13 protein-coding genes, 1 rRNA gene and 1 pseudogene (1 of these 15 running past the window's edge) are annotated in these 20,015 nt (G+C 62.2%); 6 read left to right on the top strand and 9 right to left on the bottom strand.

Translation table 11 applies throughout. The features are described from left to right. Positions 1-22 precede the first annotated feature (22 nt). Positions 23-1,132 carry a uroporphyrinogen decarboxylase gene (gene hemE, locus AC1DWQ_RS13810; RefSeq protein ID WP_477670142.1) on the bottom strand — a complete coding sequence of 370 codons (1,110 nt, stop codon included), beginning with the start codon at positions 1,130-1,132 and terminating at the stop codon, positions 23-25. 123 nt (positions 1,133-1,255) lie between these two features. Here hemE and AC1DWQ_RS13805 point away from each other — a divergent pair, with 123 nt between their 5' ends. After that, positions 1,256-1,624: an aminoacyl-tRNA synthetase gene (locus tag AC1DWQ_RS13805; RefSeq protein ID WP_477670141.1), complete on the top strand. Its 369-nt coding sequence runs from the start codon at positions 1,256-1,258 to the stop codon at positions 1,622-1,624. On the opposite strand, the gene AC1DWQ_RS13800 is transcribed toward AC1DWQ_RS13805, so the two are convergent. Then, positions 1,605-4,124 carry a putative bifunctional diguanylate cyclase/phosphodiesterase gene (locus AC1DWQ_RS13800; protein WP_477670140.1) on the bottom strand — a complete coding sequence of 840 codons (2,520 nt, stop codon included), beginning with the start codon at positions 4,122-4,124 and terminating at the stop codon, positions 1,605-1,607. The genes AC1DWQ_RS13805 and AC1DWQ_RS13800 overlap by 20 nt on opposite strands. 255 nt (positions 4,125-4,379) lie before the next feature. Between AC1DWQ_RS13800 and AC1DWQ_RS13795 the strand changes: the two genes are divergently transcribed. Further along, positions 4,380-4,676: a hypothetical protein gene (locus AC1DWQ_RS13795; protein WP_477670139.1), complete on the top strand. Its 297-nt coding sequence runs from the start codon at positions 4,380-4,382 to the stop codon at positions 4,674-4,676. A gap of 22 nt (positions 4,677-4,698) precedes the next feature. Here AC1DWQ_RS13795 and AC1DWQ_RS13790 read toward each other — a convergent pair whose 3' ends face one another. The 5 genes from AC1DWQ_RS13790 to AC1DWQ_RS13770 all read right to left on the bottom strand — a co-directional run bounded on the left by AC1DWQ_RS13790 (position 4,699) and on the right by AC1DWQ_RS13770 (position 10,479). After that, entirely contained in the window at positions 4,699-6,033 is a 1,335-nt protein-coding gene (locus AC1DWQ_RS13790) for a class I SAM-dependent methyltransferase (RefSeq protein ID WP_477670138.1), read from the bottom strand. Between the two features lie 164 nt (positions 6,034-6,197). Continuing rightward, on the bottom strand, positions 6,198-6,980 hold the full coding sequence (locus AC1DWQ_RS13785) for a hypothetical protein (protein WP_477670137.1): 783 nt from the start codon (positions 6,978-6,980) through the stop codon (positions 6,198-6,200). 74 nt (positions 6,981-7,054) lie between these two features. Further along, entirely contained in the window at positions 7,055-7,519 is a 465-nt protein-coding gene (locus AC1DWQ_RS13780) for a CoA-binding protein (RefSeq protein ID WP_477670136.1), read from the bottom strand. Positions 7,520-7,597: 78 nt separating this feature from the next. After that, on the bottom strand, positions 7,598-8,251 hold the full coding sequence (locus AC1DWQ_RS13775; RefSeq protein ID WP_477670135.1) for a thioredoxin family protein: 654 nt from the start codon (positions 8,249-8,251) through the stop codon (positions 7,598-7,600). Positions 8,252-8,298: 47 nt separating this feature from the next. Next, the gene (locus tag AC1DWQ_RS13770; RefSeq protein WP_477670134.1) at positions 8,299-10,479 is read right to left on the bottom strand and encodes a protein-disulfide reductase DsbD family protein; all 2,181 of its coding nucleotides are present in this window, start codon (positions 10,477-10,479) and stop codon (positions 8,299-8,301) included. 146 nt (positions 10,480-10,625) lie between these two features. On the opposite strand from AC1DWQ_RS13770, the gene AC1DWQ_RS13765 reads away from it, so the two are divergent. Continuing rightward, positions 10,626-12,233: a B12-binding domain-containing radical SAM protein gene (locus AC1DWQ_RS13765; protein ID WP_477670133.1), complete on the top strand. Its 1,608-nt coding sequence runs from the start codon at positions 10,626-10,628 to the stop codon at positions 12,231-12,233. Positions 12,234-12,253: 20 nt separating this feature from the next. On the opposite strand, the gene AC1DWQ_RS13760 is transcribed toward AC1DWQ_RS13765, so the two are convergent. Together AC1DWQ_RS13760 and AC1DWQ_RS13755 are read right to left on the bottom strand one after the other, a co-directional pair. Further along, entirely contained in the window at positions 12,254-13,951 is a 1,698-nt protein-coding gene (locus AC1DWQ_RS13760; protein WP_477670132.1) for a phospholipase D-like domain-containing protein, read from the bottom strand. A gap of 139 nt (positions 13,952-14,090) precedes the next feature. Further along, positions 14,091-16,019: an ATP-binding cassette domain-containing protein gene (locus AC1DWQ_RS13755; RefSeq protein ID WP_477670131.1), complete on the bottom strand. Its 1,929-nt coding sequence runs from the start codon at positions 16,017-16,019 to the stop codon at positions 14,091-14,093. A gap of 218 nt (positions 16,020-16,237) precedes the next feature. On the opposite strand from AC1DWQ_RS13755, the pseudogene AC1DWQ_RS13750 reads away from it, so the two are divergent. The 3 genes and pseudogenes from AC1DWQ_RS13750 to AC1DWQ_RS13740 form a co-directional block, all read left to right on the top strand. After that, positions 16,238-16,675: pseudogene (locus AC1DWQ_RS13750) on the top strand ((2Fe-2S)-binding protein); the annotation flags it as partial. A gap of 137 nt (positions 16,676-16,812) precedes the next feature. Then, positions 16,813-19,122 (top strand): xanthine dehydrogenase family protein molybdopterin-binding subunit, encoded by a 2,310-nt coding sequence (locus tag AC1DWQ_RS13745; protein ID WP_477670130.1) that lies wholly within the window; start codon positions 16,813-16,815, stop codon positions 19,120-19,122. A 649-nt stretch (positions 19,123-19,771) separates the two neighbouring features. Beyond that, a 16S ribosomal RNA gene (locus tag AC1DWQ_RS13740) occupies positions 19,772-20,015 on the top strand; it runs 1,285 nt beyond the window's last position.

Here is a 20,015-nt window from a genome sequence, read left to right as displayed (position 1 = left end):
TTTCTGGACGTAGGCGGAAAGTTTAGGTACCAGCGGCGCGCATGCTGCGAGAGTGAGCGTGTACTGCGCGCACCAGCACTTCCACACTTTCGGGGGGCGTGTGCTGGCTGATGCCATGCCCCAGGTTGAAAATATGGGCCGGTCCAGGCTCGCTGGCATCAATATGGGGCTTGCCAAAGCTGTCCAGCACGCTTTTCACTTCGGCTTCTATCTGGGTCGGGTTGGCAAACAGCACGTTAGGGTCCAGGTTGCCCTGCAGCGTTTTGGCCTGGGGGCCATTTTCCCCCACCAGAGCCCGCGCCCTGGCCAGGTTGACCGTCCAGTCCAGTCCCAGCACCTCGCAATCGAGCTGCGCCATGGCTTCGAGCCACTGGCCGCCGCCTTTGGTGAAGACGAGGCGGGGGATCTTGACGCCCTCGTGCTCGCGTTTGAGCTGGGCCAGCACGCGGGCCGTGTAGGCCAGGCTGAAGGTTTTGAAGGCCGCGTCGGCCAGCACGCCGCCCCAGCTGTCAAAAATCATCACGGCTTGGGCCCCGGCCTCAATCTGTGCGTTCAGATAGGAGGCAACCGCGTCGGCGTTCACGGCAAGCATTTTGTGCATCAGGTCCGGGCGCTGGTACAGCATGGTCTTGACCAGGCGGTAGTCGTCGGAGCCCGCGCCTTCGACCATGTAGCAGGCCAGCGTCCAGGGACTGCCCGAAAAGCCGATCAGCGGCACGCGGCCGTTCAGGGCTTTGCGGATTGACGTCACGGCGTCAAACACATAGCGCAGCTTGTTCATGTCGGGCACCTCAAGCTTCGCCACTGCCGCCTCATCGCGCACCGGCGTGGCAAAGCGCGGGCCTTCGCCCAGCGCGAAGGACAGGCCCAGGCCCATGGCATCGGGCACGGTCAGGATGTCGCTGAACAGGATGGCGGCATCCAGCGGGTAACGCTCAAGCGGCTGCAGCGTGACTTCGGTGGCGTAGTCGGTGTTGGTGGCCAGGCCCATGAAACTGCCGGCCTGGGCGCGCGTGGCGCGGTACTCAGGCAAATAGCGGCCGGCCTGGCGCATCAGCCAGACGGGAGTGTGGGTGGTGGCCTGGCGCAGGCAGGCGCGCAAAAAGGTGTCGTTTTGAAGGGGTGCGAACATGCCCTGATTGTCTCAGGTGTGAGGCGGGCCCTCCCATCGCGGGATATCCGCAGGGGTGGCACTTGAGCGGGTTCGGATTTACCATGGCCTCATGGGCCCCGCCGGGTCCGAAAGAGGTGTTTCATGCGCATGAACGACCAGGAGTATTTCCGCAGTTGCATCGCCAAGGAGAGGCACCTTGCGCAACTGCTGGGTCATGCGCACATCGAGGAATGCTACGAAAGCGCAGGCACCCTCTGGGACAGCAATCAGGCTTTGCCGCAATGGACGCGCGACTGGCGTGCCTGCGGCCCGCTGATGACGGCCTACGGCATCACGGTGAGCTATGACGCCGGGGGCGCGACGCTCGGGTCCACGACGGTGCATTTCACGGACCACCCTGGCCGCGACCGCGCGGTGATGTATGGCATCGTCAAGGAGGTGATCTTCCGGCTGGAACACCACAAGGCCTCGCCTTTGCCTGCCGTCACCCTTAAATCCGAAGTGTCTTGATGAAGGCTTCGAGCTCGTCGATGGGCAGGGGCTTGCAGAACAGATAGCCCTGGTAGCAGTCGCAACCGTGGCGCGACAGGAAGTCGCGCTGGGCTTCGGTCTCAACGCCTTCCGCCACCACGCCCAGCCCCAGGCTTTGCGCCAGGCCAATGATGGTGCGTGCGATGGCGGCGTCGTTAGGGTCGCGCAGGATGTCTTCCACAAAAGACTTGTCGATTTTCAATTGGTCCAGCGGCAAGCGCTTCAGGCATGAGAGTGAGGAATAGCCCATGCCGAAATCGTCAATGGAAAGGGTCACGCCCATCTTCTTGAGCCGGGCCATTTTGGTGATGGTGACCTCCATGTTCTCCGCCAGCAGGCTTTCGGTCAGCTCCAGCTTGAGCTTGTGCGGGCTGACTTTCGTTTCCTTGAGTGCGGCCATGACAAGGTCCACGAACTCCGGGTGGCGGAACTGCCGCACACTCACGTTGACGGCCACACTGAAGGCTGCGGTCTCGGGGCGGTGGGCCCACGCCGCCAGCTGGCGGCAAGCCGTCTCAAGCGCCCATTGGCCCAGCGGCAGTATCAGCCCGGCCTCCTCAGCCGCCGGAATGAACTCGGACGGCTGCACCAGGCCGCGCCCGCCGTGCTGCCAGCGCAGGAGTGCCTCGACGCCCGTCATGCGCCCGTCGCGCCCTACCTGTGGCTGGTAGTACAGAAGGAACTGCTTTTCGCGCAGGCCCTGGCGCAGGTCCGATTGCAGTGCGGCACTGGCGGTGACGGCGGCCTGCATCGCCGGGTTGAAAAAGCAGATGGTGTTGCGCCCGGCCATCTTGGCCTGGTACATGGCCAGGTCGGCCTGCTTGAGCAGGTCTCCAATGTTGTCCAGGGTCTGGTTGAACGAAGTGATGCCGATACTGCAGGTGCTGTAGTGCTGGTAGCCCGCCAGGCTGTAGGGTTCGCTCAGCGCAGCAAGAATCCGCGCACCCACCGCTTCGGCTTTTGCGGCCGCTGCTTGAGGGTCCTGGCCCAGGTCCTCCAGCATGACCACAAATTCATCCCCGCCCAGGCGCGCCACCGTGTCGGGCGGCTCCAGGCAGGCCGCAAGGCGCTTGGCAACCTGCTGCAGCAACAGGTCGCCTTTCTGGTGGCCCATGGTGTCGTTGAGTGTCTTGAAATTGTCCAGGTCAATGAACATCAGCGCCGCTTCGCGCGGATGCCGGTAGTTGTGGGTAAGCGCCTTCTGGAGCCTGTCCATCAGCAACTGGCGGTTGGGCAATTGTGTGAGCGGATCGTAGAAGGCGAGATGCTTGATTTCGCTCTCCGCCACCTTGCGGCGCGTGATGTCCCGCCCCACGGCAACCCAATGGGTAAAGAACACACCGGCGTCATCGGCGACCGGCACGATGTCGACTTCCATCCAGAAGTGCCTGCCGTTTTTTTTGTAGGTGATGAGCTCGGCCTGAACGGGTTCGCCCTTCTGGAAGGCGGCGCTGATGCGCTGCAGCTCGCTGCGTTGGGTCAACGGCCCGCATAGAAGGCGCGGTGAATGACCCATGGCCTCTTGCGGGCTATAGCCGGTATGGTGTTCGAAGGCATTGTTGACAAAGATGATGCGCAAGCCCGGCTTCCCGGAGGGGACCGCTTCCGCGATGAGCACGATATCGTTGAGGCGGGAGATGCTCGTTTCCAGCAGCATGAGCTGCTCCCTGGCCTTGCGCCGTTCGCTGACGTCACGAAAGTAGATGGCGACCCCATCCGGAAACGGGTAGGCGCGGATCTCGAACCATTTGTCCAGCGGTGCATACAGGGCCTCAAATTCCACCTGGTAGTTGCCCGCAACCGCGGCCCGGACCTGCTCGGAAAACGAGGTATTGATGGCGCCCGGAAATTCCTTCCAGATGCTTTTTCCCAGCAAGTCTTTGCTGGGGCGGCCGAGCAGCCGGGCACCCTCCCGGTTGAGATAGGTAAAGCGCCACTGCGTATCCAGCGTATAAAACCCTTCGGTGATGCTCTCCAGGGTGATGCCCAGGCGAGTGGCCAGCCGATGGGCCTCTTCTTCAGTCTGCTGCGTGGCCTGCAGTGCGTGGCTGTGCTGCGCGACCAGTTGCCCGGCAGCAAGGCCCGCCAGCGTTTCGAGATCCTCTTCCTGGTCGGCGCTGAGGCTTCGTGCGACCTTGTCCATGACCGCAAGCGCGCCCAGCAGCGTGCCGTCTTCCCGCGTCAGCGGCAAGCCCCGATAAAACAGGATGTCGGGCGCGCTGCGGGCCGGCAACTGCGGCTGGCGGGGTGGTGTGTCCAGTGTGGCTTCACACAGAGCGACCAGCCCTTCGCGCTCTTGCGGTGAAAAACCGGTGCCGGAACTGAGCGCCGCCTGGCCGCCGTCCAGGGCCACCACGATGGCGATGGGGGCGTCGCAAGCGCGCGCGGCCAGCCGGGCGAGCCGGGCGGCGCCGGAATGAGGCAGGACATGGAGCGCGAGCGCAGGATCAATGACGGGAGCGGGAACGGAAACGGACACGGGCAAACACCTGCTTTTCAGACATTCAATAGACGATGCTGACGCATAGCGGCATTTCTTTTACGCAAGATTTGCAAGCATTGGGCATAAAGCGTTGCAAAACGTTCCGTCACTTACCTGCGCAGGATTTTGTCCTACGCTTCAGGCACGCGGCCCCCCACGCCGGGTTACTGCGTCACCCTTCATCCTGCAGCACTCCCCGGTTATCTCCCGTTTTTTGTATTGTTTCCGTTGTTCTATTTCACGCAAGGATCCATGAGCCCACTCGAACTCGACCAGCTTCAGCAATGCCCCGACATCCCTGCTTTGCGGAAGGCTCTGAAAAACATGTGCGAGCGCTTCGGCTCGGTCACGCAGCTCAACATCCTGCCGGCCGCCCATGCCGGCAAGCAGCAGGCCCTGTGCTTTTTGCGCATGGCTTCCGACGAGGAGGAGCAAAAGCTCATGAGCGGCCTGGGCATAGGCCGGTTCGGCGGCGAGCTGGTGGTCGTTGTGGATCTGCTTGTGGCCAAGTCGCCCCAAACTGAGAGTGCGTGGGGCTCTCTCGCCTGAGAGCCTCAAAATCCTCCGGCTCTTATTTCGCGGCTGTGGCTTCGGCCGAGGGGTGCCTGAGCAGAAGCCGATCCAGGGCGCTGAGAACGTCGAACGACTCGGCAAAGTCGCCAAACAGAACGGCATTGTCAGGCGCAGCCGCTTTGCCCTGCCAGGCCGCGCGGAATTGGTCGAATATTTCGCCAAAGGTTTTTTTCCCATCTATCAACGCGAGAATTTTTGCGCCGTACTTGCCGGGATTCACCATCACCGAGGCGCCTGAGTGCTGATGCCTGAGCATGAAGGGCTGGCCCTTGTTGCTGCCAAACACCTGCGCGGCAAGTTCGCCGGTCAAGGGCTCATGGTAGAAGAAAGGCACGTACTCCGGATCGCCGTAGGGGGCCTTGCAACGGTCGTTGCGAGTGACGTATAGGGAATGGGTAATAAGGGTGCCGGCCATCAGCTCGGCCATTTCATATTGCTTCCTGCGCGGCAGCCTGCGCAATGCCGCGGCCATGGCCGGCGGCTTGCTTCCCAGCACCATGTGCGGTAAATAAGGCGAAAGGCCGCGCTGTACATCGGTGAACTCCAGGTGCATGCCGTGTCCGCTCTTTGCGCCATCCGCTTCGTCGCCCAGCCAGTCAAACAGCTCGCCCACGCTGTATGAGCGGTCCTGCGAATGCAGCAGCAGGTCGTAGATGCCTGCGTCGCCCATCTTGTGGTCGTGGTGCAGGTCTTCGCTGCGCTTGAACCAGTTGGTGGCGGGCAGGCTGGCCAGCAAGTCGCGCGTGTTGGCGATTTTCCGCTGCGCATCCGCCTCGTCGCCGTTGACCAGGCGCATGAGCTCCTGCATCTGGTACACCCCGGTGCGGCCCGTGGTGGCATACACCATGAGTCCGATGGCGCCATCGTCTTTGAGTACACTGCGCAACGCCTTGAATCCCAGATCGGGATCGGCCAGATGGTGAAGTACGCCGCTGCAATTGATGTAGTCGAAGGCGCCGAGCTCTGCTGCCAGGGCGGGCAGGTTCAGCAATGAATCATGAACCCAGGCGATGTTTGCCAGCCCGCGAATCTGTGCGCGCTCCTTCGCCAGTGCGATGCTGGCTCCGCTCATGTCGAGATGCACGATTTGTGCGTCGGTATGGCGCAACTGCTCGGCCAGGAAAATGGTGGCGTCGCCGGTGCCACCGCCTGCCACCAGCGCACGAAAGCCATTCTGGAACGACTGCTTCCCCGCAAAGCAGTAGTGGTTGATCATGGGCAGGTCTTCGAGCCAGGTCCGTACCAGGCGCTTGTGGTCGTCCTGCGGATTGCAGGGCGGATAAGGCAGCGCCTCATACTGGTTTCTGACTTCGGGCAAATAGTTGTCGGGCATGGCGGCTTCCGGAAAAACGATTGGCAAAAGCCTATTGTCTCCGCCCAGGATCGCCCCGCGCCGGAAACCTCTCTCCCATCCAGTGGCCGCGGCGGCCGACCCCTGAGGGGGGATCCGGCCACACGAAGTGGGCCGAGACGGGGGTGTGCCTAATTTTGCAGTTCCTACCTCACAGGTAGGAACTGCAAAAACGTTCCGCCCAGTAGATTTTGAACATAGGTGATCACCGCGCGGCGGTACTTCTCGGTCAGAACGGAGGCCAGCAGGTCCAGCCGTCCAATGATTTTGCCGAACTCGCGTTCAAAGCTCAGGTTGCGCTCGCGCTCGGTGATTTCATCGGCCAGCAGCAAGGGCTGGCCTGCGGCATTGCGCCGGTTGGACAGCATCCATACGGCGATTTCAATGTTGCGGGCGGCGTTGTAGATGTATTGCGCATCCAGGCTGTCAGTCAGGTAATACGCTGTTTTCCCGCTGTGGGCCGTGATCACCATGTCAGCGCTGGCATAAATGAACGCCGCCACGCGATCGCCCTTGAAGTCGGGGCCCAGCGCCAGCGACAGCGCGGCGATGTCGCGCTTGCCCTGCAGTTCGGGCCAGGGTGTGCGGGTGTCAACCGCCACGCGCAGCTGGGCGAGGGCCGCGTCGCGTCCGAGCGTGCTGGTTTTCCGCCATTCCGCCGGGTTGCGCCGGTACAGCTTGTCGGCCAGGCGCAGCAAACCCTCCAGGTTATCGCGCATGCCCAGGGTGGCCATGCGGTTCACGTCCGACTGGCCGATCTCGCTAGCGGCCATCGGGGCGGCCTGTGCTTCGCCCTTGTGCGTGGGCGCCTGGCTGGCGCAGCCGGCCAATACAGCCAGGGCCAGCAGCAAGGGAGGGCGGAAGAATGAAAAGATGGAAGGAGAAATGGCTGGTGCGGGAAGGGAGATGGGTGCCGTGCGCAAGGACATGGGGCATTTTCAGCGGCTGCGCCGCGCCGCGCAAGCATGGCTTTCCCGGGCTGCCGCCGGCTGCAGGGGCAAGCTCAGACGGAAGCCGCGCCCACTTGGGCAATCGGGTGCAACAGTCCGCGAGACAGCAGCACCCGGTGGTCTATCTTGAGGCAGTGGTCCTGTACCACCAGCAAGCCCGCCGCTTCCGCCTTCGCGGCTGCCGTGGCGTTGGAAATGCCGAGCTGCATCCACACGGCCCTGGCGCCTATCGCAATGGCTTCGTCGACCACTGGCGGAATATCTTCGCTGTTGCGAAAGCAGTTCACCAGGTCGATCTTTTCGTGCTGCGCGGCTTCGGTCAGCGTCGAATAGGCCTTTTCACCGAGCACCTCGGCGGCGTTCGGGTTGACCGGGATGATGCGATAGCCATTGGCCTGCATGTAGCGCGCCACATCAAAGCTGGCGCGGTGAGGCTTGGGCGACAAGCCCACTACCGCGATGGTGCGGCAGTGGTTGAGGATATGCGGCATGCGCTCTGCGGGGGGCAAGGGGTTCATGGCTGGGCTTTGTGTTGGCCTGGCTTGGACCGGCGTTGCCGGGCACGGTTCAGGCTCTGTTTATCTATTTAAGCGGGTCTATGCCTTGTATTTGACGGAGCACCCATAAGCCCGGCTGGAGGCCACACTCAATGGTTTGCCGCTCAGCGCTTCGGTCAGGCCCTGGCGCACGTAATTGGTGGCGGTCTTGATATCGTCAACGCGGGCAGAAGGGATGCTGTCAATACCGCCTGCGTAAATCAGCTGGCCCTGCGGACTGATGATGTACATGTGCGGTGTCGTCTTGGCGCCGTAAAGCTGGCCGATCCTGCCTGACTCGTCCATCAGTGTCGCAGTCGGCTGGCCCTGTTTCTCGGCCATCCAGCCGGCCAGTTTGGCCGGCGCCAGGTAGTCGCCGCTTTCGGCCTCCGTGGAGTTGATGGACAGCCACACCACGCCTTTGGCGGTGAACTCCTTTTGCAGGCCTTGCATGTTGCCGCTGTAGTGCTTGCGCACAAAAGGGCAGCCCGGATTGGTCCATTCCAGCACCACCAGCTTGCCCTTGTAATCGCCCAGGTTGCGGGTCTTGCCGGCCGTGTCGGGGGCCGAAAAGTCAGGGGCTGCCTGGCCGACACTTGCTGTGGCCGCCTGCGCGGAAAAAGCGGCCGACGCCAGCCAGGGGGCGGCAACGAGAGCGCCAGAAAAGTTGCGGCGGGTAAGTGCCCGGACGGGCTGCAGAGGGGTATTCAACATGGCTTGAACTCCTTCAGGAGACATCAACAACACGACAACAGGTTCTTTTACAGCTTGGCCAGTTCGGCCCTCACGTCGTCAACCGACAGAATCTCCGACAGCACGACCGGCGCGCGGCCGGGCTTGTAAATCACATACACCGGCACGCCATTGCGGCCCAGTTGCTTCAGTGCCGCTGTCACTGCCGGGTCGCGCCGCGTCCAGTCGGCACGCAACAGCGCCACGTTCTTCGTTTCGATGTCGGCCAGTACCGACGCATTCGAGAGGGTGGTCTTTTTGTTGTACTGGCAGGTCACGCACCAGGCGGCGGTGAAATCCACGAACACACTTTGCCCTTGCGCGGTGAGCTGGTCAACCCGGCCCGGCTCCCAGGCCTGCCAACCGCCTGCTGTCGGTGTTGCCGACACCAAGGCCGCGGGTCTGGTGATGTTCGGGCCAATGGCCCACAGCCCCAACGCGCCCAACGCCACGGAAAAGGTTGCCAAGAGCGTACGTGCCGTGCCGCGCAGGGTAAAGGCCCAGATCGCCAGTGCCATCAACACCAGCAAGGCCAGTAGTGCACCCGCGCCGTCGATGCCGCTTTGCTGGCCCAGTACCCAGACCAGCCAGGCGACCGTGGCAAACATCGGGAAAGCCATCAGCTGCTTGAAGGTCACCATCCAGGGGCCGGGACGCGGCAGCATTCTTGCCACGGCCGGTATGGCGCTCGCCGCCAGATAAGGCGATGCCATACCCATACCGATGGCCGCGAAAATCGCGAGCGCTTCAAGTGCAGGGAGACCCACCGCATAGCCCAGCGAGGCGCCCATGAAAGGAGCGGTGCAGGGCGATGCAATGGCGGTGGCCAGCACACCCGACAAAAATGCGTTGACGGTGGGGTTTTTCGCCTGCCAGCCCGCAAGCCGGCCCGGCAGGACATTGCCGAATTCAAACAGGCCCGCCAGGTTCAACCCCAGCAAGGTGAACAGTGCCGCCAGCAGCGCCACTACCGCCGGGTTTTGCAGCTGAAAGCCCCAGCCGAGCTGCTCACCCGCTGCGCGCAAACCCAGCAGCAGCGCACCCAGCGCCAGGAAAGACACCACCACGCCCACGGTGTAAGCCAGGCCGGTGGTCAGGCGCGTGGCCTGGTCCTTCACCTGCACAAAACCCACCACCTTGATGGCCAGCACCGGAAACACACAGGGCATGAGGTTGAGGATCAGCCCGCCGAGCAATGCGCCCAGCATGGCGGCGATGAGTCCGACCGGTGGGGCGCTGGTTTGCACGGGGGCCGCACCGGCCGACGCGTTGGCGCGCAAGGCCGCTTCAAGTGCGGGCGGCACGACGGTGGCAGCCGCTGGCGCAGGCCAGGGGCCTTTGACCGGCGCGTCAATGCGATAGGCAGTGTTCTCCAGGGCCACCACCAGCGGCATGCTGGCCGGGCTCTCGGTGCGCTGGCCCGACAGGGGCACCTGTGCCGTCCACACCGCGCCTTGCCAAGCCTGTTGCCAGGGGGCGGCGGGCTCGATCACGCTACCGGTTTCGGGGTACAGCGCCAGTGTTTTTCCTTGCAGGGCGGCGGGCAAGCCGGCCAGGGAAATGCTGATCGCCTTGCCTTCGACGGCCACCTGGCTGGCGCCGGCCGCCAGTGCTTTGGGCGTGGCAGCGAACGTGTCCTGAAACAGTTGGCCGCTGGCCGCGGTCGAGCTTCGCACCGGGATGCTCAGTGAAAAGTCGCCCTCTTGCGGAATGCATTCCTTGCGGCACACCAGCCAGGACGCCTTGAGTTTGACGTCCAGCTGCCTGGCGGCGAAACCGGGCGCCACGGTCAAAGGCACGGGCAGCAGCACCGCCTTTTCATAGCCGTAGTTGGCCAGCGTGCCAATCGGGATTTTTTTGGGCGTCGGCCAGGCGATATCGCCTGCAGTAATGCCGGCGGGCAGTTGCCAGTCGAGCTGCGTCGGCAGCCCGGAGTCACCGGAGTTTTTCCAGTAGGTATGCCATTCGGGCTGGTGCGTGAGCCGCAGCCCCACCCAGACCGGCTTGCCGGGCTCCACGCCTTCCGGCGCCCAGGCCAGCAGTTCGGCACTGACCTGCTCCGTTGTGACCACCGCACCGGTTGTGCCCGGGGTGCCCTTGCCCAGAATGTCGCTAAAGGCTTTTTGAGCGCTGGCGGGCACGGGGATTGCGCAAGCAGCTATCAAAAATGTAGCGGCTAGCTTGGCAAACGGAAAACGCAGGGCATTCATTGTGCAAGTGTGAGCGGGTGGCGCAGAGATTAGTTCCTGGAAGGCCAGGGGGCAAGACAGCGTGCGGGCATCGCTCGATGATGGTTAGTCGATTTTCACGCTGCCTTATTACAGCCGTTTTCAGAGTCAGCCCAGATAATAGGGGCATGCCGCGCATTGTCCTCGCCACCCTCAACGCGAAGTACATCCACGCTTCGCTGGGCCTGCGGTACCTGCTGGCCAATATGGACCTGCATGGCGGCCCCGGCCTTCGTGCGCAAACGTTGCTGCGCGAATTTGTGATCCAGCAACGGCCCATGCAGATCGTCGAGGAGTTGCTGGCGCTCGATCCTGAAGTCATCGGCCTCGGCATCTATATATGGAACGTGGTGGAAACCACCCAGGTCGTGCGCCTGCTCAAAACCCTGAGGCCCGGCATCAAGGTGGTGCTGGGCGGCCCCGAGGTCAGTTACGAGACGGGCGAACAGGAAATTTGCCGCCTGGCCGACCATGTGGTCACCGGCTGGGGCGATGTGAGTTTTCCCAAGCTCTGCCGTGCCTTGCTCGATGGCCCGCAACCGCTGATGAAGGTCGTTGCAGGGGAGCAGCCGGCACTGGAGGCGCTGGCCTTGCCTTACGGCGAATACACCGACGAAGACCTGGCCAAACGGTTGCTGTATGTCGAAGCCTCGCGCGGCTGCCCCTTCAAGTGCGAGTTCTGCCTGAGTTCCCTCGATAAAACCGCCTGGGCTTTTGACCTGGACGCGTTCATGGCCGAGATGGGCGCGCTCTACCAGCGCGGCGCACGCAACTTCAAGTTTGTGGACCGCACGTTCAACCTGAAGGTCGAGAACTCGGTGCGCATCCTGCAGTTTTTCCTGGACCGGATGGCGCCTGACCTGTTTGTGCATTTTGAAGTGGTGCCCGACAGCCTGCCCGACCGGCTCAAAGTGCTGATTGCACAGTTCCCGGCAGGTTCGCTTCAGTTTGAGGTCGGCATCCAGAGCTTCAACCCCGAGGTGCAGCAGCGCATTTCGCGCAAGCAGGACAACGCCAGGACCGCGAACAACCTGCGCTGGCTGGTGAACGAAAGCCAGGCCCATGTGCACGCAGACCTGATCTTCGGTTTGCCCGGCGAGACGCTGGAGAGCTTCGCCGAGGGTTTTGATCGCCTGCATGAACTGGCGCCGCATGAAATCCAGTTCGGCATCCTCAAGCGCCTGCGCGGCACACCCATCACCCGGCACACGGCGGAGTTCGCCATGGCGTATGACCCGCAGACGCCGTACACGATTCTGCAGAACTCCACGATTGACTTTGTCACCATGCAACGCATCAACCGTTTTGCGCGGTACTGGGAAATGCTGGCCAACTCAGGGCGTTTTGCGCGGGGGCTCCGGCTGCTGCTGGCCCCCGGCTCGGCGTTCGGCCATTTTCTGCATTTCAGCGACTGGCTCTGGGCCAGCACCGGTAAAACCCATGAGTTCGCACCTGAGAAACTGGTGGATTTGCTGTTTGAGCACCTCACATCGGTGCGGGGTTTGGCCGGCGCAGATGTGCGCGGCGCCCTGCTGGCCGACTATCTGGCCAGCGGCGCACGTGGCCGTCCCCATTGCCTGGCCGATTTGCTGGGTGCCGCCAAGCCGGTTGCACCCGTGCGTTCCAGCCGACAAGGCGCAGCGCGGCAAGGGCGCCATGTGAGCCAACAATCCGGTCTTCAGGACGAGGTGGGCGCCCACCGGGAAGCTATTCAGAAAGCTGCTGCAGCGGCTTGACGGGGCCAAAGGCCCTGTCTTTAAAGCATTTCGTCCGGTGCAAAGGGCCCGATCAGCTTGAGCATCAGTTGCAGTCCCCAACTCGCGTCGGGCTCGATCATGGAGTCTTTCAGTGGCGAACCTTGCGGCGCACGCCAGACCAGCCGACCGTTTTCCAGCTCGACACGGTAGGCGCCGGAAGCCAGCGTGGGCTCGATCAGCCGCGTGGCCTCGGCGGAGATGGCTCGGTTGCGGATGACTATGGCCACTTCGCTGTTTTGCAGCTGCGAGCGCAGGTCCAGGTTCATGGAGCCCACGACCAGCAGGCGGTCGTCCATGACGACGACCTTGGAATGCAGGCTGGCACGTGAGCCGCCGGTGGAACCGCCCGTGGATCCCCCCGCGATCGCTGCCGAGCCGAAGCTGCTGAAAGAGCCTTCCTGCTCGGCGCGCATTTCGTAAATCTCGATGCCCATCTCCAGCAAGGCCTTGCGGTAGCGGGCGTAACCGACGTGGGCAGCCGGCGCGTCGTTGGATGCCAGTGAGTTGGTGAGCACCCGCACACGAATGCCGCGTTGCCGGAGGTCGGCAAACTGCTTCATCATGCGTTCGCCGGGCACGAAGTAAGGCGAAACGATCAGCAGGTTGTTTTTGGCCTGCGACATCAGTTGAAGCAGCCCGTCGACCGTAGTGTCCTGCGATTCTTCAGTGGTGTCGGCGTCGGCGGCGATCTTGGACGCCTTGTCCACCAGCAGCGCCGAGGGCGCCCAGGTCCAGGTTAAGAGCCGCAGGTCGGTCGAATCCGGCAGCGTCGGCAATGGAGAGGTCACCCGTTCCGGCCGGGTTGAGGGGGGTACCGCGCCGTCACCAGCCTGGAGGGTAGCGGCCTGTGCTGTGCCTGCGGGAGAAGAAAGGTTTTCCGGGGCCTGCGGCTTGCGCTTGAGTGCGTCGATTTCCTTTTCGGTCATCAGCGACTGCACCGGGTAGGCCAGCGGGTTGTTCCAGTACTGGTCAAAGCTGCGCGACAGATCTTGCGCGATGCGGCCCGCTGCCAGCACGTCGATGTCGACAAAGTTGGTGCCGGTGCTCTGGCCGAAGTAGGTTTCGCCCAGGTTGCGTCCGCCGGTAATGGCCACGGCGTTGTCCGCCACAAAAATCTTGTTGTGCATGCGCCGCTGCATGCGCGCCGTGTCCTTGAGGTTGCCCAGGATTCGGAACATCAGCGAGCCACGGCCGCCCGGCAGGGGGTTGAAGAGGCGCAGCTCGATGTTTTTTTCAAACGCCAGCTTCAGCACCTGCGCGTTTTTTCCCGAGGTGTTGAAGTCGTCCAGCAGGATGCGGATGCGCACGCCGCGGCCCGCTGCTTCGCGCAGCGCGTCAAACATGCGTTCGGTGGTTTCGTCGGCAAAGATCGCGTAGTACTGGATATCCAGTGTCTTTTGCGCTGCCTTGATCAGCGTCATGCGGCTGGTGAAAGCCAGCTCGGCGTCACCCACCAGCGCGAACCCCGAGTCGTTGCGTGTTCCCGCCTTGGCCGCACGGGCGGCCACCAGGCTGCCCAGGCGCGTTTCAGCCGGGTTGGCCAGGGCGGTGGAGACCGGGCGGTCAACCTCGCTGGGCAGCGAGGCACAGCCCCCTAACCAAAGAGCGGCGAAGGCCATGGCCAGCCCCCGCAACGCGCGCCAGCCTGTATGCGGGATCAAGCGGGTGCCGGAAAGGGTACTGAAAGTGGTCTGCATGGTGCAGGCCACTTTAGCGTAAGGAGATGTATTTGGTGCCGCCGGGCCCTGCGTTCGCACCTATTCTTCTTGTAGGCGCCCGGCTTGACTGCGCTTCAGGGCTGTAGCCGGGCCGCATGCAGGGGGCCAGCGGGCACGGTTATGACGACAAGGTTTCCCAGCGCTGCAGCGCCGCCATCAGCTCTTCCTCGATCTTGCTGTTGCGCGCGTTGAGTTCCGCCGCCCGTTTGGCATTCGTGGTGTAGAGCGTGCCGTCATAGAGCTCCTGCTCGATGGCTTTTTGCTGCGACTCCAATTGCTGGATCAGCGCCGGCAGGCCGTCGAGCTCGCGCTGCTCCTTGTAGCTCAGCTTCTTTTTTGATAGCGGCTCGCGCTCGTCCTTATTGGGCTGCGGGCTTGTTTTGCTTGAAGTTTTGGTGCCGGCGGGGCTGCTGGCGGGCTTGTTGGCACCGGTGATCTGCGCTGCGCGTTTGGATTGCGTGATCCAGTCCGTCACGCCGCCTTCGTACTCACGCCAGAAGCCGGGGTTCTCGGGCGTGCCCTCATAGGCAATGGTGCTGGTGACCACGTTGTCGAGGAAGCGCCTGTCGTGGCTGACCAGGAACACCGTGCCTTCGTAGTTTTGCAACAGGTCTTCCAGCAATTCGAGCGTGTCGATGTCCAGGTCGTTGGTCGGCTCGTCCAGCACCAGCACGTTGGCCGGCCGGGCAAACAGGCGCGCCAGCAGCAGGCGGTTGCGCTCGCCGCCTGACAGGGTGCGCACGGGCGAGTTCGCGCGCTGGGGCGAGAACAGGAAGTCCGTCAAATAACTCTTGACGTGTTTCTTCTGGCCGTTGATTTCGACCCACTCGCTGCCGGGGCTGATGAAGTCTTCCAGCGTGGCGTCCAGGTCCAGGCTGTCGCGCATCTGGTCAAAGTACGCGACCTGCAGGTTGGCACCCTGGCGGATTTTGCCGGGCGGATTCGTCACATCGGGCTGCAGTTCACCCAGAATCAGCTTGAGCAGCGTGGTCTTGCCGGCGCCGTTGGGCCCCAGCAGGCCGACCTTGTCGCCGCGCAGCAGTGTGCCGGTGAATTTGTTGACGATGATTTTTTCCGATCCGGGATGGCCAAAGCTTTTGCTCACATCCGTCAGTTCGGCCACGATCTTGCCACTCTTCTCGCCGCTGGAGACGTCCAGGTTGACGCGGCCCACCGCATCACGCCGTGCCGCACGGTTGTCGCGCAGGGCTTCGAGGCGTCCAATGCGGGCCACGCTGCGGGTGCGGCGCGCCTCCACGCCCTTGCGGATCCACACCTCTTCCTGCGCCAGCAGCTTGTCGGCCTTGGCATTGATGACGGCTTCCTGGGCCATCTGTTCTTCTTTTTGCACCAGGTACTGGGCAAAATTGCCAGGGTAGCTGTTCAGTTTGCCGCGGTCGAGCTCGACGATGACGGTGGCGACCTGGTCCAGGAAGGCCCGGTCATGCGTGATGGTGATGATGCTGCCGTTGAAATTGACAAGCAGGTCCTCCAGCCAGGCGATGGAATCGAGGTCCAGGTGGTTGGTCGGCTCGTCGAGCAACAGCACGTCGGGTTTGGCGACCAGCGCCTGGGCCAGCGCCACGCGTTTTTTGGTGCCGCCCGAGAGCGAACCGACGATGGCGTCCTTGTCCAGGTGCAGGCGGTGCAGGGTTTCCTCGACGCGCTGCTCCCAGGTCCAGCCGTCCAGCGCCTCGATTTCCGACTGCAGGGCGTCCAGGTCGGTGTTTTCGTCGGCCGCAAGATACTGCTCAACTACGTGCCTGGTGCGCGCCAGTCCTTCGCTGGCAGCTATAAAAACCGTAGCATGCGGGTCCAGGCTGGGCTCTTGCGGCACATAGGCGATGCGCAGGTTCTGCTGCAGCTGCAGCGTGCCGTCATCGGGTTTTTCGAGGCCGGCGAGAATTTTCAGCAGGGACGACTTGCCCGTGCCGTTGCGCCCGATCAGGCCGATGCGCTGGTTGGTTTCAAGGGAAAAATCTGCGTGGTCCAGCAGTGCGACATGCCCAAAAGCGAGTTGGGCGTCCAGTAAGGTAATAAGTGCCATAAGGGGGCAGATTATCCGCCCCTGCCGTGAGGCAGTTTCTATATAGGCTCTTCATCGGCCCTGCAGGGCCCGCCTTTGGCCACATGACGCCACATATGTGCCATCCCTTAAATACAAGTTATTACTGAGTGGCCGATGTCGCATCTGCGCCCTATCGCTTGCCAGGCCTCGCCGATATAGTCGTTCGTTCCGGCGATTCGATCGCTGAAGGAGGGACCTTGGAACTGCAAATCAATGGACGGGCCGTTCAGGCCGACGCCGACCCCGGCATGCCCTTGCTCTGGCTGCTGCGCGACGTGCTGAACATGACGGGCACCAAGTTCGGATGCGGCGTGGCCGCGTGTGGCGCTTGCACGGTGCGGGTGGACGGCGAAGCGGTGCGGTCCTGCGTCGTCCCGGTGTCCGCCGTGGTGGGCAAGCGCATTCAGACCATTGAAGCGCTGGGTGCGACGGACAAGCCACACGCCCTGCAGGCCGCCTGGATTGCCGAGCAGGTGCCCCAATGCGGCTATTGCCAGTCGGGCATGCTGATGGCGGCCGCCGCCCTGCTCGACAAAATCCCCAAGCCGACAGATGCGGACATCGATGCCACCATGACCAATATCTGCCGCTGCGGCACTTACCAGCGGATCCGGGTGGCCATCAAGCGCGCGGCCGGCATGGCGCCCGGCGGCAAGGGCCCAACACCTAAGGCTCAATTTTCCGCCGGGCCGCCCCAAGGAAACGAGCCCCGGAATATGCAAAAAAGGGGCAGCGCATTACGCGAAGCGAAAAGCGTGGGGGCCACGTCCTCATGAAGAGAAGGGCCTGGCTGCTCAGTGCAACCGGTGCGGCAGGCGCATTGCTGGTGGGCTGGAGCCTGTTGCCGGCGCGCTCCCGGCTGGGCAGCCCGGCCAAGCCCTGGCCTGCGAGCATTCCCGAGCTTGATGGCGCGGTGTTCAATGGCTGGATCAAGATCCGGGCGGACGGCGGTGTGGTGCTGGCCATGCCGCGCAGCGAAATGGGTCAGGGCGTGCACACGGCGCTGGCCATGCTGGTGGCCGAAGAGCTTGACGTGCCGCTGCAGCGGGTGACCGTGGCGCAGGCGGGTTCTGATGCCATTTACGGTAATGTCGCGATGCTGGTGGGCAGCCTGCCCTTTCATCCACTGGACGTCGATGACTTTGCCAAAGAAGGCGCCCCCAGGGTTCGCCCCACCCCGGTCAGGATCGGCGAGTGGATGATGGGCAAGGTTGCCCGTGAGCTCGGCATCAACGCGACAGGGGGTTCCTCAAGCCTGGCGGATGCCTGGGACGTGGTGCGCCTGGCCGCTGCCACGGCCCGGGCATCCCTGCTGGGGGCCGCCTCGCTGGACTGGAAATTGCCGGTGGATGAGCTCACAGTCAAAAACGGCGTGATTTCGCACCCCTCAGGCCCCTCATCCCACTACGGTGAACTGGCGAAATTTGCCGCAGCGACTCCGCCGGGGGACGTGACTCTCAAAAGCCGCGGGGACTGGAAGCTGATAGGGCGGGGTGCCCAGCGCCTGGATTTACCTGCCAAGGTTAATGGCACGGCCGTTTTTGGCCTCGATGTCCGGTTGCCGGGCATGGTGTATGCGGCGATCCGGCTTTGTCCCATGTTGGGCGGTTCAGCGGGTGCGATTCAGGTGAATACGGCGCTGGCCTTGCCTGGCGTGGAGCGCCTGGTGCGGCTGCCGGCCTATGCGGGCTCTACTGCCGGCTTTGCCGTGGTGGGTAAAACCTGGTGGCAGGCCCAGCAGGCGGCCTTGATGGTGCCGGTCGAATGGCAGCAGCGACCCGCTGGCGCGCTGGACACCCGCGCGATTGAACAATCGCTGGAAACCGCTCTGGCACGTGAAGAAGGCCATGTCTTTTATGAAAAAGGCGATGCCGGCAAGGCCGAGGCATCCGCTGTGCGGAAAATCGAGGCACTTTATCGTGCACCCTACCTGGCCCACGCCACGCTTGAGCCCATGAACTGCACCGCGCAAGTCATGGGCGGCAAGGTATGGCTCTGGGCGCCCACCCAGGTGCCGCAGATGGCTGTGGCCGTTGCCGCACGGGTGGCCGGGGTGGCTCAGGAAGATGTCCATGTCACTGTCACCTTGCTGGGGGGCGGCTTTGGCCGCCGGCTGGAGGTCGACTGTGTGGCGCAGGCAGTGCGCATTGCCGTGGAGTGTGGTGGCCGGCCTGTGCAATTGATCTGGTCGCGCGAAGAAGACACCACGCACGACTTTTACCGGCCCATGCAGGTAGCCAGGCTGAGGGCCTCCATGGACGAAACGGGCGACGTCACCTGCCTGTCCATCAAGTCTGCCGGCGACGCCATTACGCCTAGATGGCTCGAACGCAACCTGCCGGCCCTGTCCGGGCCCTTTGATACCCCCGATAAAAGTGCTGCGGAAGGTTTGTTCGACCTGCCTTATGGCTTTGCCAGCCAGTCCATGTCGCATGTGGCCACGCGCTCGGGCGTGCCTGTCGGCTATTGGCGCTCGGTGGGGCATTCGCATAACGCGTTCTTTTCTGAAAGCTTCGTGGACGAGCTGGCCTGGGCGGCTGGACAGGATCCTCTCGCTTTCCGGCGTTCCCTGCTGGGCGAAGCACCGCGGCATCTGGCCGTGCTGGATCTGGCTGCACTCAAGGCTGGCTGGGGCAGCGCTCTTCCCGAGGGGCGGGCCCGCGGCATCGCCTTGCATGAATCGTTTGGGTCCATCGTGGCGCAGGTCGCGGAGGTGTCATTGCTCAATGGCATGCTGCGCGTTCACCGCGTGGTGTGTGCTGTGGATTGCGGTACGGCTGTGAACCCGGGCATCGTGGCACAGCAAATGGAGGGGAGCGTTATCTTTGCGCTGACCGCGGCGCTGCATGGCCGCATAGATATAGAGGACGGTGTTGTGCGCCAGAAGAATTTCCCCCAGTACGCCATGGTGGGAATGGCGCAGGCGCCCGTTGTGCAGACTCATATTGTCCCCAGCGAGAGAACACCTGGCGGCGCAGGCGAACCAGGTGTGCCGCCATTGGCGCCTGCATTGGGAAATGCCCTGTACGCACTGACAGGGAAGCGCTTGCGCTCACTGCCTCTTATGGTGAACAACGCGTAAGTTGAGAAAGTTTTTTAAGCGGTGCTTGAAAAGCGCAAAACAACCGTGCTATAGTCGATGGCTCTGCTGAACACAGCGAACAAATTCTTCGGGATTTGCAGCTACCGCGAAAGCGAAAAGTTCAGTAGAAAAAAGATCTTGAAAAGTTGACCGGGACTCAAAAACCGGTATAGAATTCAAGGCTCTGCTGAAAACGAAAGTTCTGACCGCCAAGCGGTCAGACAGCAGAAAAAAGAGTCAAAAAAGTTTGACTGGTGATCAAAAACCGGTATATAATTTGAGGCTCTGCTGATTACAGCGAGGCAAGCGAAATTCTCTGAATTGAGTTTGTCAAGCGAGAAAGGCAAATAACCCTCGGGTTGACTGGGAATTAAAAACCAGTATATAATTCGAGGCTCAGCTGATTACAGCGAGACGACAAAAGCAAGGTGCTAAATGCGCTAAGCAAGTAGTCAGGATCATTAAAAATTTACAGCCGATAAGTATGGGCGTTTGAAGGCGATTGCCAGGTTACTTGTAACCAGGTCTTCTGACCTTAAACGCTCATAGAGATAGAAAATGTGAAATCGTCAAGATTTCTCATCAATTCCGTTTTTATGAGTTTCTTCTTGCAGTCAAATGCAAGGAGTTGAAAATTATTGCAGTGATTAAACTATAGAGTTTGATCCTGGCTCAGATTGAACGCTGGCGGCATGCCTTACACATGCAAGTCGAACGGTAGAGTAGCAATACTCGAGAGTGGCGAACGGGTGAGTAATATATCGGAACGTGCCCAATCGTGGGGGATAACGTAGAGAAATTTACGCTAATACCGCATACGATCTAAGGATGAAAGCGGGGGATCGCAAGACCTCGCGCGATTGGAGCGGCTGATATCAGATTAGGTTGTTGGT

It is taken from the genome of Polaromonas sp. P2_G11 (assembly GCF_056403595.1).
The sequence above is the reverse complement of the archived record's forward strand: the minus strand, read 5'-3'. Positions and strand labels throughout refer to the sequence as shown.